The organism is Reyranella sp. GW821-FHT14A01 (genome assembly GCF_058803965.1).
The window spans coordinates 369,902-384,681 of record NZ_JBXAPM010000001.1; the positions used below are offsets into that span (position 1 = coordinate 369,902).

Genomic DNA, 14,780 nt, shown 5'->3' on the forward strand with positions numbered 1-14,780 from the left:
CCTTGTAAAGGCGAGCCGCTAGTTTCGAACGAAAGGACGGAGGAACGCGCGATGGATCGTCAGTTCGTGAAGGTCGAGAAGGGGCTGGGCCCGCAGGGCCGCGTCGCCGTCGTGCGCTTCGACCGCGGCGACAACATCAACGCGCTGAGCCAGCAGGCGATGCGCGAGCTGCGCGACGTGCCGCGCGACTTCGAGGACGATATCGAGACGACGGTGGTGATCCTCACCGGCTCGGCGAAGGCTTTCTCCGCCGGCTTCGACCTGAAGGACCCGGAAGGATGGGCGCGCGCAACTCTGCCGGTGGGCGAGCGCATCCAGAAGCAGCGGGTGGGCCCCAAGATGTGCAAGGCCTGGCAGGACATGGACCAGGTCACCATCGCGGCCATCGAGGGCCATTGCGTCGGCGGCGGCGCGGCGCTCGTGGTGTCGCTCGACTTCCGCACCTGCGGCCGCTCGGCGCATTTCCGCATTCCCGAGGTCGAGCTCGGCATGAACATGAGCTGGGGCTCGACCCCGCGCATGCTGGCGCTGATGGGCCCGGCGCGCACGAAGCAGGCGGTGATCCTGGCGTCCGATCGCATCGGCGCGGCGGAAGCGCGGGACTGGGGCCTGGTCGAGAACGTCGTGGACGACGGCCAGGCCTTCGCTGCGTCGATGGAATTCGCCGAGCGCATCGCGCGCCAACCGCCGATCCCGGTGCGCATGAGCAAGGCGTCGGTCAACCGTCTCGCCCATGCCCTCGACGATCTCGCCGCGCACATGGACGCCGACCAGAACGTGCTGACGGGCCTGACCGAGGACTACAAGGAAGGCACGTCCGCCTTTCGCGAGAAGCGCAAGCCGTCGTTCAAGGGGCGTTAGCTGGGGGCGCGCCACTCCAGTGGCGCGTCTTCGTCATGAGTCATGATCGCGCCACTGGAATGGCGCGCCCCCAGCACTAGAGCTTCCGCGTCGGAAGCTGGTCGAGGATGGCCTGGCGCGCGGGATCGTCGAGCATGACCCAGCGGCCGATCTCCTCGATCGTGCGCTTGCAGCCCAGGCAGAAGCCGCTCTTCTGGTCGAGCTTGCAGATGCCGATGCAGGGCGACACGACGCGGCGTGTCATCGACGACGGCGGCGAAGCCATGGCGTCGTCAGGACTTCTTGCCGAGTTCCGCGAGCTGGCTCTGCAACTCGTCGAGCTTGCGCTTCAAATCGTCGATCGCCGCGTCGCCGGATGGCGTCGCCGCGGCCGCCTCTTGCTTGGTTGGCTCGTGGCCGTTGGCGGCGGGCAATGTCGTGGCGGTCGCCGCTGCAGGATCTAGTCCGCCGGGCGCCTGGCCGTTGGGCTGCGTGCCGAACGGGTTGAACATGCGCATGGCGTTCTCGAACATCGCCATGTTCTGCTTGCCCATCGACTCGAACTGCTGGAACGGGTTGAAGCCGAAGGCATTCTGCATGTAGCGCCGCATCTGGTCCTGGTTGCGCGCGAACTGCGTCATCGACATTTCGAGATACTGCGGCACCACGCCCTGCAGGCTGTCGCCGTAGAAGGAGATGAGCTGGCGCAGGAAGGGGATCGGCAGCAGCGTCTGGCCGCTCTTGCTCTCTTCCTCGAAGATGATCTGCGTCAGCACCGAACGCGTGATCTCGTCACCGGTCTTGGCGTCGTAGACGACGAAGTCGGTCTTGTCCTTCACCATCTGCGAGAGATGGTCCAACGTCACATAGGCCGAGGTCGCGGTATTGTAGAGCCGCCGGTTCGCGTACTTCTTGATGACCACTGGCGCCGCTTTTTTCGGTCCGCCTTCGGATACTGCCTGATCGGCCATTACGCTTCGCTCCTCTAGCTCCCGCGCGCGGTGAACGCTCGTTTACTGGGATCGCTCACCTTAGCGCCGATGCCGCAGTGCGACAAGGCGACCTTTGCCGATGCGAAAGCAGCGTCTGCGCGGCGATGCGTTATACTGTGTGCATGGCCTCAGAGAACGACGACACGACGGGCGGGTCCGGTTCCGATTTCGACAGGTTGGCGCGGCGCTACCTCGATCTGTGGCAGAGCCAGCTTGCCGGTCTCGCCTCGGATCAGGCCGTGACCGAGCAGATCGCCCGCCTGTTCGCGGCTGCGAATGCGCAGGTCGCTTCGGCCATGCAGGTTGCCCAGGGAGCGTCTCATGCAGGCACGACTAGGCCCCCGTCCGTTGCCGCTCCATCTGGGCACGGCCCTGATGACGTGGGCGAGCTCCGAAAGCGCGTGGAGGCTCTTGAAGCAAGGCTCGCCGAGCTCGAATCCCGCAGCGGGGGCGCCTGAATCGCTGGCAGCGCTGCTGCCGGAGATTGCCGCTCTCGAAGCGAAAGCCGGCGCCGGCCAGTTCGAGCAGGCGCTGCAGCGCGAGATCCGCCGGCGCCAGATCCGGCTGGCCGACGGCGTGCTGGCCTATCAGCGCAACGACGTCCAGCGCACCCTGATCGATCCGCCTGCGGTCTGGCGCGAAGGCAATACGCGCCTGCTGGACTACGGCACCACGAATCGCGCATCACGGCGGCGCGGCACGCGCGCGGTTCTCGTCGTGCCGTCGCTGATCAACCGCTGGGAAGTGCTCGATCTCACCGCCGAGAAGAGCCTGCTGCGCGCCATGGCGGCGGAAGGGCTGCGGCCCTATCTCGTCGATTGGGGAACGCCGAACGACGAGGAGCGCGGCTTCGACACGACCGCCTATGTGGCGCGGCTGGAGCGGGCGCTGGCTTTCGTGGCGAGGCGCGCACGCCGGTCGCCGGCGGTCCTGGGCTACTGCATGGGCGGCACGCTCACCGTGGCGCTGGCCGCGCGCAAGCCGCGCCGCGTCGCCGGGCTCGCGCTGATGGCCGCGCCCTGGGATTTCCACGCCGACCGCACCGGCCATGCCTTCCTTCTGTCGACCGGGCCATTGCTGGCCGAGGTCGCCGACCGGGTCGGCGAGCTGCCGGTCGACATCCTGCAGACCCTGTTCTGGTCGCTCGATCCCTGGCTCGCGGTGAAGAAGTTCGGCCGTTTCCTCGGCATGCAGGGCGAGCATGCGAAGGAATTCGTCCTGCTCGAGGACTGGCTGAACGGCGGCGCGCCGCTGGCCGGTCCGACGGCGCGCGAATGCCTGGTCGGCTGGTACGGCGACAACACGCCGGGCAGCAACAAGTGGGTCGTCGGCGGCCGGCGCATCGTGCCGTCGAAGATCAAGGTGCCGTCGCTGGTCATGATCCCCTCGGGCGACCGCATCGTGCCGCCGCTGTCGGCCGCGGCGCTGGCGGATCCGAAGAAGGGCCTGAAGAAGGTGACGCGCATCGACCTGCCGCTGGGCCATATCGGCATGGTGGTGAGCGGACGCGCCCGCGAGCTGTGCTGGACGCCTTTGATCGACTGGCTGCGCGCCCTTCCGTCCCGGCGATCCCGTGTCGTCGCCCGTTAGATCCTTCGACTGGCGCGTCCCGGCGATCTGGTTGGCGCTGCTGACCGTCTCCGTCTTCGCCCACACCCATGTCGAGATCGCCAACGAGGCGGCGCGCGGCCTCCCGATGAGCTACGGCGCCGCCCTGGCGATCCAGGTGTCCAGCCATCTGGTCGTCGCGGCGCTATTGCCGGCGATCTACTGGCTGCACCGGCGCTGGCCGATCCCCCATCATCCGCGCAACCTCGTGATCCATATCGCGGCGATCGTGCCGTTCAGCATCGCCCATACGCTCGGCATGGCGGCGCTGCGGCTCCTGTGGTTCGGCGGCATCGTCGGTGTGCCGCACAGTTTTCCGCTCACCCTCGACCGCCTGCTCTACGAGTTCGCCAAGGACATCATCGCCTACGCGCTGTTGAGCGCGGGGTCGGTGGCGCTGCGCCATTACCTGGCGCGCCCGGTCCCGCCTGTAGTGACGGAACCAGTGGTGACGCTGGAGCCGGCAGCCGGTCCTTTGCCCGAGCGGTTCGCCGTTCGCCGCAAGGGACGGGAGATCATGGTCGAGGTGGCCGACATCGACTGGATCGAGGCCTCGGGAAATTACGCGGTACTCCATGTGGGGGAGGAGACGTTTGAAATCCGCTCCTCGCTCACCAAGCTGGAAGGCGAGCTCGATCCGAAACGGTTCGTGCGGGTGCACAAATCCCATCTGGTCAACATCGCCCGCGTGGTCGAAGTGACGCCCTGGCTGAACGGCGACTGGCGCATCCGTCTGCAGGGCGGCGCCGAAGTGAACCTGAGCCGGCGCTACCGGCAACGCTTCGAGGCCCTGGCGCCGGTGAGAGCCTGACCGGACGTCCCGCGACGCCTGCCGGTCGTCCCACGGAGCACGCCGGTCGTCACAAAACGACATGGAATCAAAGGCTTGGGGAGTAGGTGAGGAGCGCCACCGTCCCGGAGCCCGCCATGCCGACTGTCGCCTTTGCCGCCCGCCGTGCCGATCTCGATTGGCTGCGCGTCCTCGCCTTCGGCCTGCTGATCTTCTACCACGCCGGCATGGCCTGGTCGGGCTGGAGCTGGCACGTCACCAGCCCCGACAGTCTCGAAGGGCTGCGCGAGGCCATGCGGTTCCTGAACCGCTGGCGCATGCCGCTGATCTTTGTCGTGTCGGGTGCGGCCATCATGCTGGCGCTGGGCGACCGCACGTCGGCCGCCTTCGTCGTCGACCGGCTGAAGCGCCTGCTGCTGCCGCTGGTCTTCGGCATGGTCGTGATCGTGCCGCCGCAGGTCTATCTGGAGCGGCTCCAAAGCGGCCAGTTCACCGGCTCGTTCCTGCAATGGCTGCCGCACGCCTTCGACGGCGTCTACCCGAAGGGCAACATGAGCTGGCATCACCTCTGGTTCGTGGCCTACGTGCTCGTGCTCACGCTGGTGCTGCTGCCGGTCTTCCTGTGGGTGCGCTCGGCGCCGGGGCAGGCGGCCGTCACGAAAGCCGGCGCGACCGCGGCGCGTTACGGCCTGCACTGGCTGATGGTCGTGCCGCTCGCCGCGTCGACGCTCTGGCTGGTGCCGGTCTCGTGGAACATCAACGGGCTGGTCGGCGACTGGAACGGGCTCGTCTCCTACGGTGCGCTGCTGCTCTACGGCGCCTTCATCTTCGGCTCCTCCGATCTTCTGCGGGCGTTGCAGCGTCAGCGTCTGTTCTCGCTCGCGATCGGGATCGCAGCCTACGGGCTTCTCTACTTCGGCTATTTCGAGGGCACGGTCCGGCCGGTCATCGAGCCGCAGGCGCGACCGGTCTTCTCCCTGCTGTCCGCGATCAACGTCATGGCCTGGCTGTTCGCCATCATCGGCTTCGCGCATCGCTACCTGACGCGGCGGCCGGCGTTCCTGTCCGAGGCCACGGAGGCGGTTTATCCGTTCTATCTCATTCACCAAACGGTAACCGTCGTGGCGGTCTGGGGCCTGCTGAGCATCGGCGCGCCGCCGCTCCTGGGCTTCGCTGCGGCCGTCGTCGCGACCTTCGCCGGAACCTGGCTGATTTACGCAGGGCTGGTGCGCCCCTGGCGCTGGATCCGGCCGCTGTTCGGAATGAAGGCAGCCAGCCCGATCAGGCGGCAGTCCTTGCCCCGCCGCGCGGCAGGCCTATAAATATCCGCGAGGGCGGCCTGCCACGGAGGGATTCATGACGGACATCGTTATCGCGAGCGCTGCGCGCACGCCAATCGGCTCGTTCAATGGTGCATTCGGCGCGGTGCCGGCGCACGATCTCGGCAAGGCTGCCATCCAGGGCGCGCTCGAGCGCGCCAAGGTGAAGCCCGAGGAAGTCGACGAAGTGATCATGGGCCAGATCCTGACCGGCGGTCAGGGCCAGAACCCGGCACGTCAGGCGGCCGTCAATTCCGGCATCCCGGTCGAGAAGACCGCGCTCGGCATCAACCAGCTCTGCGGCTCGGGCCTGCGCGCCGTCGCTTTCGGCTGGCAGGCAATCCGCAACGGCGACGCCAGCATCATGGTGGTCGGCGGCCAGGAGAGCATGAGCCAGGCGCCGCACGCCGCGCACCTGCGCGACGGCACCAAGATGGGCGAGCTCAAGATGGTCGACACCATGCTGAAGGACGGTCTGTGGGATGCGTTCCACGGCTATCACATGGGCAACACCGCCGAGAACGTCGCGCAGAAGTTCCAGATCACGCGCGCCGAGCAGGACACGTTCGCGGCCTCGTCGCAGAACAAGGCCGAGGCGGCGCAGAAGTCCGGCCGCTTCAAGGACGAGATCGTTCCGGTCACGGTGAAGACTCGTAAAGGCGAGGTCGTGGTCGACACCGACGAGTTCCCGCGTCACGGCACGACGGTCGAATCGCTGGCCAAGCTGCGTCCGGCCTTCACCAAGGAAGGCGGCTCGGTCACCGCCGGCAACGCCTCGGGCATCAATGACGGCGCGGCGGCGCTGGTGCTGATGAGCGCCGACGAAGCCAAGAAGCGCGGCGTGACACCGCTCGCCAAGATCGTGTCGTGGGCGACCACCGGCGTCGATCCGGCGATCATGGGCATCGGCCCGGTCACGGCCTCGCAGGAAGCGCTGAAGAAGGCCGGCTGGACGGTCAAGGATCTCGACCTGGTCGAAGCCAACGAGGCATTCGCCGCCCAGGCGGTCGCCGTCGGCAAGCAGCTCGGCCTCGACGAGAGCAAGCTCAACGTCAATGGCGGCGCGATCGCGCTCGGCCATCCGATCGGCGCCTCGGGCGCGCGCGTTCTGACGACGCTGCTCTATGAAATGCAGAAGCGCGACGCCAAGAAGGGTCTCGCCACGCTGTGCATCGGCGGCGGCATGGGCATCGCCATGTGCGTCCAGCGCGACTGAGCGCGAGCCGCGACGAAATGAAAAACGCCCGAGGGAGCAATCCTTCGGGCGTTTTCTTTTTCAGAAGTTGATGTACGTGCCGACCTGCGTGCCCTGCCGGACGAGGCGGCGGCCTTCCTCCTGCGAGAGCCAGGTGAGCTGGGCGTCGTTGTTGCCCTTGGGCTGCGCCAGCAGGAAGCGGGTCTCGCCGGGGATGACCGTGATGATCAGCTCGGTGTTCTCCCCGTCGCCGTAAGCGCGCAGGTCATAGGGATCGGGCGGCAGGTCGAGGCGCATCCAGGTCGAGCCGGTGAGGCTGCCGACGGCGTTGCGGCTCATGGAGATGGGAATGCTCGGCGCGTCCGGCGGAGCGGTATCACGTACGATGTAGAGTGCGGCCATGCCGTCCTTCGCGACAGGGAAGGAATTCGTGCCGTAGGCCTGGTACCAGCCCGAGGGCGAGCCTGGGCCCGGCTGGCAAGCGGACACGGACAACACTACGAGCGCAGCGCCCAGAAACTTCTTCATGCAACGACCTCCGCCGGCAAATTCCGACGGACCGGCCTGCGGGTCAAGTCTCAGGCTGTCGCTGGCGCCGGCATGACACGCAGGCGTGCCAGCGGTGACAGGACGATGACGAGGGTCGAGAGCGCGAAGGCCACCGCGATCAGCAGCAGGGCAGCCTGCATCCCGGCCTGGGCCGCCACCAGACCGCCGGCCAGGGCGCCCAGCGGCCGGACGCCGTAGATCGCGGTCTGGACCGTGGCGTTGACCCGGCCCATCAGGGGCGAGGGTGTCACGAGCTGGCGCACCGTGGTCTGGCAGATCAGCCACAGCATCGGCCCGAAGCCCACCAGGAAGTAGCCGCCCGCCGCGAGGACGAAGCCGTTGCCTGAGGGCGCCGCCAGGAACAGCAGGACCGCGACGATCGACACGGCCGGTCCGAAGATCAGGGTCACCAGCGGCGGCAGGCGGCGCGCCGACACCGGCGCCACCAGCGCCCCCAGGATCAGCCCGGCGCCGTAGGTCGACTGGGCGAGGCCCATATGCGCCGGATCGAGGCCGAGCGGTCCCAGCGCCAGCGGCGCCCAGATGGCGAGCAGCGCGAAGAAGGCGAAGTTCCAGAAGATCGCGCAGAGGCTGATGCCGCGCAGCAGCTCGTTGCGGACGACGAATTCCGTGCCGACCCGGATGGCGCTGACGAGGGAGGGCCGCTCCGCGCCGGTTGCGGGGGCGGTACCTTCCGGCAATGCGAGCACGCAGAGCAGGGCGAGACAGGCGCCGAGGGCCGCGAGTCCGTAGCCCCAGGTCGGCGACAGGTGTTGCGCCAGCAGGCCCGCCACGAAGGGTGCGGCCAGGCTCACGACCGCCCGTGCCAGCTCGAGGCGTGCGTTGGAGCGCGGCAGATCGCCAGCGGCCACCAGACTCGGCAGAAGCGAGACCGAGGTCAGGACATAGACGACCGTGCCGGAGGCGCCGGCAATGGCGGCGAGACCCAGCAGAAAGACATAGCCGGTGGCTGCCGCGGCGACGGCGACGATCGAGGCCAGCAGGCCGAGCGCCAAGGCCACGATCAGCATGCGGCGGCGCGGCATGCGGTCGATCCAGGCGCCGGCCGGCAGCGAGACCAGCAGCCAGGAGGCACTCTGCGCGGCCACCAGCAGGCCGAGCAGGTCCGGACCGGCGCCCATCACGAGGGTCGCGGTCAGCGGCAGGGTTGCGAGCGCCATCTGGTCGGCGGCATGGGTCCCGGCGGCGGCGCCGAGCAGGGCGGTGAAAGGTTTCATGCCGCCGTTCTAGAGTTGTAACGCCGATCGTCTCTATCCGTGGGCGTCGGCCAATTCGAACATCGCGGCGATATCAATCTGACGCTTGCCGGGGATGGGGGATAAGCGGCTAGAGTGTACGGGCGTTATCACACGGGAGGAAAAAATGGCCGAACGGGTAGCAGTCGTAACGGGCGGAACGCGGGGCATCGGCGGTGCCATCTCCCGGATGCTGAAGGACAAAGGCTACAAGGTCGCGGCGACCTATGCCGGCAACGACGAAGCCGCCAACAAGTTCAAGGCCGAGACCGGCATCGCCGTCTACAAGTTCGACGTCGGTGACTTCGCCGCCTGCCAGGCGGTCATTACCCAGATCGAAAAGGAAGTCGGACCCGTCGATATCCTGGTAAACAATGCCGGCATCACTCGCGATTCGACGATGCGCCGCCTCACGCGCGACATGTGGGACGCGGTGATCGACACCAACCTCGGCTCCTGCTTCAACATGAGCAAGGCGGTGTGGGACGGCATGAACACGCGCGGCTTCGGCCGCATCGTCAACATCGGCTCGATCAACGGCCAGGGCGGCCAGTACGGCCAGGTGAACTACGCCGCCGCCAAGTCGGGCATCCATGGCTTCACCAAGGCGCTGGCCCAGGAAGGCGCGCCCAAGGGCATCACCGTAAATGCAATTGCACCGGGCTACACCGATACCGACATGGTGTCGGCCGTGCCGGCCAACGTGCTGGAGAAGATCGTGGCCAAGATCCCGGTCGGCCGCCTCGGCAAGGCCGAGGAGATCGGCCGCGGCGTCATGTTCCTGATCGCCGACGATGCCGGCTTCATCACCGGCTCGACCCTGTCGATCAACGGCGGCCAGCATATGTACTGACCACCCTTCTATACTGACAATTGGCGCAGAAACGCCAAGATGGGGCCGGCACACTGCCGGCCTTTTTCATTCGTGGAGCAATCACGCATGGCCAGACTGACCGAGTACAAGGACATGAACCCGCGGGCCAAGGCGGTGGTCGAGGGCATCGCCCAGGCGCGCGGCAGCGATCCGGCGAACATCAACAATGTGTGGAAGGCGCTTGCCCGCCATCCCGACACGATGGAACGCTTCGCCGCCGAGATGAAAGCGGTGATGGCGCCGGGTGCGCTCGACGGCCTCACGAAGGAATTGATCTATCTCGCCGTGTCGGTCGCCAACCAGTGCGACTACTGCATCAATTCGCATGGCTATATGGCGCGCCAGAAGGGCATGACCGAGGAGATGTTCGGCGAGTTCATGGCGGTCGTGCTGGCCGCGCAGAAAGGCAACAAGATCGCGACGGCCTATCGTGTGCCGGTCGACGCAGCGTTCGAGGAGAAGTGACGTGAGCGAGCAGAAGTCCACGGTGTGGGATGCCAATCTCTATCTGAAATTCGCCGACCATCGCACGCGGCCCGCGCTCGACCTGATGGGCCGGCTCGATCCGGCGAACGGCGCGCGGCCGGGCCATGCGATCTACGACCTGGGCTGCGGCGCCGGGAACATCTCGCGCATCCTCGCCGAGCGTTTCCCCGAGGCGCCGGTCATCGGTATCGATTCGTCGGAGGAGATGCTGGCCAAGGCGCGCAGCCAGACGGCGGATGCGCGCGTCACCTTCGAGAAGGGCGACCTCGCGCACTTCAAGCCCGGCCTGCCGCCCGGCATCCTCTACAGCAACGCCGCCTATCAATGGCTCGACGGCCATATCGATATGTTCCCGGGCCTGGTGAAGCTGCTGCCCTCCGGCGGCCAGCTCGCGATCCAGATGCCGCGCAATCACGAGGCGCCCTCGCATGCCTCGATGAACGAAGCGGCCCAGGCCGGTCCGTGGCGCGACAAGCTCACCAAGGTGCGCCCGATCGTGCGGGTCGAGGAACCGGAGCGCTACTACGACGTGCTGAAGCCGCTCTGCTCCGATCTCGAAGTCTGGGAGACGATCTACCAGCAGCCGCTCACCGGCAAGGATCCGGTGGCGCAATACACCTCGTCGACCGGCCTGCGGCCCTATCTCGAACTGCTGCAGGAGCCGGAGCGCAGCGAGTTCTACGAGACCTACGCGGCGCTGCTGCGCAAAGCCTATCCGACGCGGCCCGACGGCATCACGCTGTTTCCCTTCCGCCGGCTCTTCATCGTGGCACGCCGCGCATGAGCCTGCGCCGCCTGCTCGGCCTCGCGCTGCTGCTGGTCGCGGCCTGCCGCGTGCCGGCGGTGCAGGCGGCACCGCAGTCGATGGTGGCGGCGGCGCATCCGCTGGCGGTCGAAGCGGGACTGGAGATGCTTCGCCGCGGCGGCAATGCCGTCGACGCGGCGATCGCCGTGCAGATGGTGCTGGGCGTCGTCGAGCCGCACGCCTCGGGGATCGGCGGCGGCGGCTTCCTGTTGCACTACGACGCTGCGACTCAAGCGATCACCGTCTATGACGGCCGCGAGACGGCGCCGGCCGGTGCCAGCCCGACCATGTTCCTGTCGCCCGACGGCAAGCCGCTGGGTTATCGCGAAGCCGTGGTGTCGGGGATGTCGGTCGGCGTTCCCGGCGTCATGGCGATGCTCGAACTCGCCCACAAGGAGAAGGGCAAGCTGCCGTGGAGCGATCTGTTCGCGCCGGCGATCGCTGCGGCGCGCGACGGCTTCCCGGTCTCGTCGCGTCTCGCCGCCTGGCTGCAGAGAATCCCCGCGCTGCGCGAGGAGCCTGCGATCCGCGAGACCTACTTCAATGCCGACGGCTCGCCCCGCAAGCTGGACGAGCGCATCACCAATCCGGCGCTGGCCGAGACGATGGGCCTGATCGCCGCGCAGGGCGCGCGCGTGATGTACGAAGGTCCAATCGCTGCGGAGATGGTCGACCGTGTGCGCAACCACCGCCGGCCGGGCACGCTCTCCGCCGCCGATCTGGCCGACTACAGGCCGATCAAGCGCGAGGCCCTGTGCGGCCCTTACCGCGTCTGGATCGTTTGCGGCATGCCGCCGCCTTCGTCGGGCGGCCTCGCGATCCTGCAGGTACTGGGGCTGATCCAGCCCTTCGACATCCAGCGCGATGCGCCCAACGATCTGCGCGCCATCCATCTCATCGCCGAGGCGAGCCGGCTCGCCTTCGCCGACCGCGACCGCTATGTCGGCGACCCGGCTTTCGTGGATGTGCCGGTGGCCGGCCTGCTGTCGCCGGCCTATCTGGCGGAGCGGCGCAAGCTCATGTCGACGACCCGCAGCATGGGCCAGGTCGGGCCCGGCGTGCCGCCGGGTTATGTCGAGCGCGGCACCAGCCACATCAGCATCGTCGACCGCTGGGGCAATGCCGTCACCTTCACGACGACCATCGAGGCGCCGTTCGGCGCGCACATGATGGTGCGCGGTTTCATCCTGAACAACGAGCTGACCGACTTCTCGCCCCGCCCCGAGCTGAACGGCAAACCGGCCGCCAACCGGGTGCAGCCCGGCAAGCGGCCGCGCTCGTCCATGTCGCCGACCTTCGTGCTCGACCAGGACAGGAAGCTGGTGGCGGCGCTCGGCTCTGCAGGCGGCGCGCGGATTATCGGCGACACGCTGCAGGCGCTGATCGGCCTGCTCGACTGGGACCTGTCGGCTCAGGCCGCCGTCGACCTGCCGCGGGTGGCCAACATGAACGACGCCACCGAACTGGAGGAGGGGACGCCGATTGCCGACCTCGCAGCCGGCTTGCGCGCGCTGGGCCATGAAGTACAAGTCCGCCGGCATGAAGGCGGCCTGACCGCCCTCCGGCGCAGCGGCGACGGATGGGAAGGGGGCGCCGACCCGCGACGCGATGGTGTCGCCCGAGGAGAATAGAATTGGCCGTGAAAAAACTCCCCACCGTCATCCTGCGCGCTGGCGAGGATCGCCGCGTCCGGGCCGGCCATCCCTGGGCCTTCTCCAACGAGATCCTGATGGACGCCGACGCCAAGGCGATTCCCGTCGGCAGCCTGGCGACCCTGCGTGCGCCCGGCGGCGAAGCGCTGGCGCTGGTCACCTTCAATCCGCATTCGCTGATCGCCGCGCGCGTTCTCAGCACCAACCCCGAAGCCCAGGTCGACGCGCTGTTCCTGGGTCGTCGGCTGACCCAGGCCGCCGCCCTGCGCGACCGGCTGGTCGGCGTTCCTTACTATCGGCTGATCCATGCCGAGGCCGACGGCCTGCCGGGCGTGATCGTCGACCGGTTCGGCGACGCCTTCGTGGTCCAGGTCAACACGGCCGGCATGGACGCGCTGACGCCGGTCCTAATCGAGGCGCTGGAGGCGGAGTTCTCGCCGACGACGATCATCCTCAAGAACGATTCGCCGGTGCGCGAGCTGGAAGGGCTGAAGCGCGAAGTGGTGGTGGCCAAGGGCGAGGCCGGCAGTATCGAACTGATCGAGAACGACGCGCGCTTCGTAGCCGATCTTTCGGAGGGCCAGAAGACCGGCTGGTTCTACGACCAGCGCGACAACCGCCGCTTCATGGCAGGCCTCGCCAAGGACGCCAACGTTCTCGATGCCTATTGCTACAGCGGCGGCTTCGGCGTGCTGGCCGCGACGCGTGGCGCGAAGTCGGTCATCTGCCTCGATCGCTCGCAGCCCGCCCTCAACGCGGCCCAGCAGGCGGCGGCGCTGAACGGCGTCGACAAGATCGTCTCGTTCCAGAAGGGCGAAGTGTTCGAGACCCTGGAGAAGATGAAGCCGCGCAGCCATGAGGTCGTGATCTGCGATCCGCCGGCCTTCGTGAAGAGCCGCAAGGATCTCAAGACCGGCGCGCAGGGCTATCGCAAGCTGGTGCGCCTGGCCGCGCCGCTGGTCACCAGGGGCGGCTTCTTCTTTGTGGCCTCGTGCTCGCATCTCGTCGATATGCCGCTGTTCGCGGAGCAGGTGCGCCGCGGCCTGCGCGACGCCCAGCGCTCCGGCCGTATTCTCCTGAGCAGCGGCGCCGCGCTCGACCATCCAGTTCATCCGAACCTGCCGGAAACGGCCTATCTGAAGGCGATGGTGCTACAACTCGACTGATTGCATGACGGGGGGAGAGGGCATGTTCATACGAGGAAGCGCGCTGCTCGCAGTCGCATTGGCGTGTCTCGTCGGCACGGGATGTTCGGTCCCGGAGCGCGGAGAGGCGGTGCCCCGGGTCGACACGGTACGGGCTCAGCCGCTCGGCATTCCCAATGCGCGCTTCTACGCCGACGGCGATGCCAGGCTGATGGTCGACGAGGGCGTGCAATCCGGCGTGCGCGAAGCGGTAGCCCTTCGCGCCGAGGGCAAGTCGCCGGCGCAAGCGCCACCCGCTTACTTTCTTGCCGTGTCCGGTGGTGGCGACAACGGTGCCTTCGGCGCCGGCATCATGAACGGATGGACGGCCGTCGGCACGCGGCCCCGGTTCAAGATGGTCACCGGCGTCAGCACCGGCGCACTGATCGCACCCTTCGCCTTTCTCGGGTCCGACTACGATGCGCAATTGCGCGAAGTCTACACGACCATGACGCCTGAGAAGGTCTTTCGCCAGCGCGGGATCAGCGCGGCGCTGTTCGACGACGCCATGACGGATACGACGCCGCTCGCCGAGGTGATCGCGAAGTATGCCGATCAGAAGATGCTCGACGCGATCGCGGCCGAATACAACAAGGGCCGGCTGCTGATGATCGGCACGACCGACCTCGACGCCCAGCGGCCGGTGATCTGGAACATCGGCGCCATTGCCGCCAGCGGCCGTCCGGGCGCACTCGACCTCTTCCGCAAGATCCTGCGGGCGTCGGCCGCCATTCCCGGGCTCTTCCAGCCGGTGCTGATCGACGTCGAACTCGACGGCAAGAAGTACCAGGAACTGCATGTCGACGGCGGCGCGATTGCCCAGCTCTTCCTCTATCCGCCATCGATCGACATTGCGACCGTCAAGCGCCAGCGCTACGCCTACATCATCCGCAATGCCCGGCTGGATCCGGATTATGCGATGGCCGAGCGCCGGACCATCACCATCGCGGGCCGTGCGATCGTCGCGATGCTGGCAGCCAGCGGCGTCAACGATGTGATCAGGACCTACTTCGTCTCGCAGCGCGACAAGGTCGACTACAACCTCGCCTATATCGGCCGGGATTTCGAGGCGCCCAAGAAGACTGAATTCGACCAGGCTTACATGAACGCGCTCTACGAGTACGGCGTACGGCAGATCGTGGACGGCCGCGCCTGGCACAAGGCGCCGCCGGGCCTCGGGACGCTGACCGGCGTGCCGACACGCTGACTCCCGACCGATGGACGGCTGGC

16 protein-coding genes are annotated in these 14,780 nt (G+C 67.4%); 11 read left to right on the forward strand and 5 right to left on the reverse strand.

Annotated features, from left to right (window positions below):
* Positions 1-51 precede the first annotated feature (51 nt).
* A complete protein-coding gene (locus tag AC1ROX_RS01770; protein ID WP_493121792.1) occupies positions 52-861 on the forward strand; it encodes an enoyl-CoA hydratase/isomerase family protein in 810 nt (269 codons plus the stop codon).
* 76 nt (positions 862-937) lie between these two features.
* On the opposite strand, the gene AC1ROX_RS01775 is transcribed toward AC1ROX_RS01770, so the two are convergent.
* The 3 genes from AC1ROX_RS01775 to AC1ROX_RS01785 all read right to left on the reverse strand — a co-directional run bounded on the left by AC1ROX_RS01775 (position 938) and on the right by AC1ROX_RS01785 (position 2,155).
* Positions 938-1,126 carry a DUF1289 domain-containing protein gene (locus AC1ROX_RS01775; RefSeq protein ID WP_493121794.1) on the reverse strand — a complete coding sequence of 63 codons (189 nt, stop codon included), beginning with the start codon at positions 1,124-1,126 and terminating at the stop codon, positions 938-940.
* Positions 1,127-1,133: 7 nt separating this feature from the next.
* Entirely contained in the window at positions 1,134-1,811 is a 678-nt protein-coding gene (gene phaR, locus AC1ROX_RS01780) for a polyhydroxyalkanoate synthesis repressor PhaR (RefSeq protein WP_493121796.1), read from the reverse strand.
* A 149-nt stretch (positions 1,812-1,960) separates the two neighbouring features.
* Positions 1,961-2,155, reverse strand: coding sequence for a hypothetical protein (locus AC1ROX_RS01785; RefSeq protein WP_493121797.1), 195 nt, complete (start codon positions 2,153-2,155; stop codon positions 1,961-1,963).
* A gap of 88 nt (positions 2,156-2,243) precedes the next feature.
* On the opposite strand from AC1ROX_RS01785, the gene AC1ROX_RS01790 reads away from it, so the two are divergent.
* The 4 genes from AC1ROX_RS01790 (at position 2,244) to AC1ROX_RS01805 (ending at position 6,765) form a co-directional block, all read left to right on the forward strand.
* A complete protein-coding gene (locus tag AC1ROX_RS01790; protein WP_493121799.1) occupies positions 2,244-3,422 on the forward strand; it encodes an alpha/beta fold hydrolase in 1,179 nt (392 codons plus the stop codon).
* Positions 3,406-4,251 (forward strand): LytTR family DNA-binding domain-containing protein, encoded by an 846-nt coding sequence (locus AC1ROX_RS01795; RefSeq protein WP_493121801.1) that lies wholly within the window; start codon positions 3,406-3,408, stop codon positions 4,249-4,251. The genes AC1ROX_RS01790 and AC1ROX_RS01795 overlap by 17 nt, the downstream gene beginning before the upstream one ends.
* Before the next feature lie 116 nt (positions 4,252-4,367).
* Positions 4,368-5,552: an acyltransferase family protein gene (locus AC1ROX_RS01800; RefSeq protein WP_493121802.1), complete on the forward strand. Its 1,185-nt coding sequence runs from the start codon at positions 4,368-4,370 to the stop codon at positions 5,550-5,552.
* A 34-nt stretch (positions 5,553-5,586) separates the two neighbouring features.
* Entirely contained in the window at positions 5,587-6,765 is a 1,179-nt protein-coding gene (locus tag AC1ROX_RS01805) for an acetyl-CoA C-acetyltransferase (protein ID WP_493121804.1), read from the forward strand.
* Between the two features lie 60 nt (positions 6,766-6,825).
* Here AC1ROX_RS01805 and AC1ROX_RS01810 read toward each other — a convergent pair whose 3' ends face one another.
* Both AC1ROX_RS01810 and AC1ROX_RS01815 read right to left on the reverse strand, forming a co-directional pair.
* Entirely contained in the window at positions 6,826-7,272 is a 447-nt protein-coding gene (locus AC1ROX_RS01810) for a hypothetical protein (RefSeq protein WP_493121806.1), read from the reverse strand.
* A gap of 50 nt (positions 7,273-7,322) precedes the next feature.
* On the reverse strand, positions 7,323-8,531 hold the full coding sequence (locus AC1ROX_RS01815; protein ID WP_493121808.1) for an MFS transporter: 1,209 nt from the start codon (positions 8,529-8,531) through the stop codon (positions 7,323-7,325).
* A 145-nt stretch (positions 8,532-8,676) separates the two neighbouring features.
* On the opposite strand from AC1ROX_RS01815, the gene phbB reads away from it, so the two are divergent.
* From phbB to AC1ROX_RS01845, 6 genes are all read left to right on the forward strand, one after another.
* The gene (gene phbB / locus AC1ROX_RS01820) at positions 8,677-9,402 is read left to right on the forward strand and encodes an acetoacetyl-CoA reductase (RefSeq protein ID WP_493121810.1); all 726 of its coding nucleotides are present in this window, start codon (positions 8,677-8,679) and stop codon (positions 9,400-9,402) included.
* 87 nt (positions 9,403-9,489) lie between these two features.
* Positions 9,490-9,888 (forward strand): carboxymuconolactone decarboxylase family protein, encoded by a 399-nt coding sequence (locus tag AC1ROX_RS01825; RefSeq protein ID WP_493121812.1) that lies wholly within the window; start codon positions 9,490-9,492, stop codon positions 9,886-9,888.
* Position 9,889: 1 nt separating this feature from the next.
* On the forward strand, positions 9,890-10,693 hold the full coding sequence (locus AC1ROX_RS01830) for a methyltransferase domain-containing protein (RefSeq protein ID WP_493121814.1): 804 nt from the start codon (positions 9,890-9,892) through the stop codon (positions 10,691-10,693).
* Positions 10,690-12,345 carry a gamma-glutamyltransferase gene (gene ggt, locus AC1ROX_RS01835; protein WP_493121816.1) on the forward strand — a complete coding sequence of 552 codons (1,656 nt, stop codon included), beginning with the start codon at positions 10,690-10,692 and terminating at the stop codon, positions 12,343-12,345. Before AC1ROX_RS01830 ends, ggt begins: the two co-directional genes overlap by 4 nt.
* 8 nt (positions 12,346-12,353) lie before the next feature.
* Positions 12,354-13,532 carry a class I SAM-dependent rRNA methyltransferase gene (locus AC1ROX_RS01840; RefSeq protein ID WP_493121817.1) on the forward strand — a complete coding sequence of 393 codons (1,179 nt, stop codon included), beginning with the start codon at positions 12,354-12,356 and terminating at the stop codon, positions 13,530-13,532.
* A 109-nt stretch (positions 13,533-13,641) separates the two neighbouring features.
* A complete protein-coding gene (locus AC1ROX_RS01845; RefSeq protein ID WP_493121819.1) occupies positions 13,642-14,757 on the forward strand; it encodes a patatin-like phospholipase family protein in 1,116 nt (371 codons plus the stop codon).
* The last annotated feature ends 23 nt before the right edge of the window (positions 14,758-14,780 follow it).

Coding starts and splice junctions, on each gene's coding strand:
- AC1ROX_RS01810 (WP_493121806.1), bottom strand. CDS start 7,272: ATGAAGAAGTTTCTGGGCGCTGCGCTCGTAGTGTTGTCCGTGTCCGCT.
- AC1ROX_RS01825 (WP_493121812.1), top strand. CDS start 9,490: ATGGCCAGACTGACCGAGTACAAGGACATGAACCCGCGGGCCAAGGCG.
- AC1ROX_RS01775 (WP_493121794.1), bottom strand. CDS start 1,126: ATGGCTTCGCCGCCGTCGTCGATGACACGCCGCGTCGTGTCGCCCTGC.
- AC1ROX_RS01770 (WP_493121792.1), top strand. CDS start 52: ATGGATCGTCAGTTCGTGAAGGTCGAGAAGGGGCTGGGCCCGCAGGGC.
- AC1ROX_RS01785 (WP_493121797.1), bottom strand. CDS start 2,155: ATGAGACGCTCCCTGGGCAACCTGCATGGCCGAAGCGACCTGCGCATT.
- AC1ROX_RS01805 (WP_493121804.1), top strand. CDS start 5,587: ATGACGGACATCGTTATCGCGAGCGCTGCGCGCACGCCAATCGGCTCG.
- AC1ROX_RS01815 (WP_493121808.1), bottom strand. CDS start 8,531: ATGAAACCTTTCACCGCCCTGCTCGGCGCCGCCGCCGGGACCCATGCC.
- AC1ROX_RS01800 (WP_493121802.1), top strand. CDS start 4,368: ATGCCGACTGTCGCCTTTGCCGCCCGCCGTGCCGATCTCGATTGGCTG.
- phbB (WP_493121810.1), top strand. CDS start 8,677: ATGGCCGAACGGGTAGCAGTCGTAACGGGCGGAACGCGGGGCATCGGC.
- ggt (WP_493121816.1), top strand. CDS start 10,690: ATGAGCCTGCGCCGCCTGCTCGGCCTCGCGCTGCTGCTGGTCGCGGCC.
- phaR (WP_493121796.1), bottom strand. CDS start 1,811: ATGGCCGATCAGGCAGTATCCGAAGGCGGACCGAAAAAAGCGGCGCCA.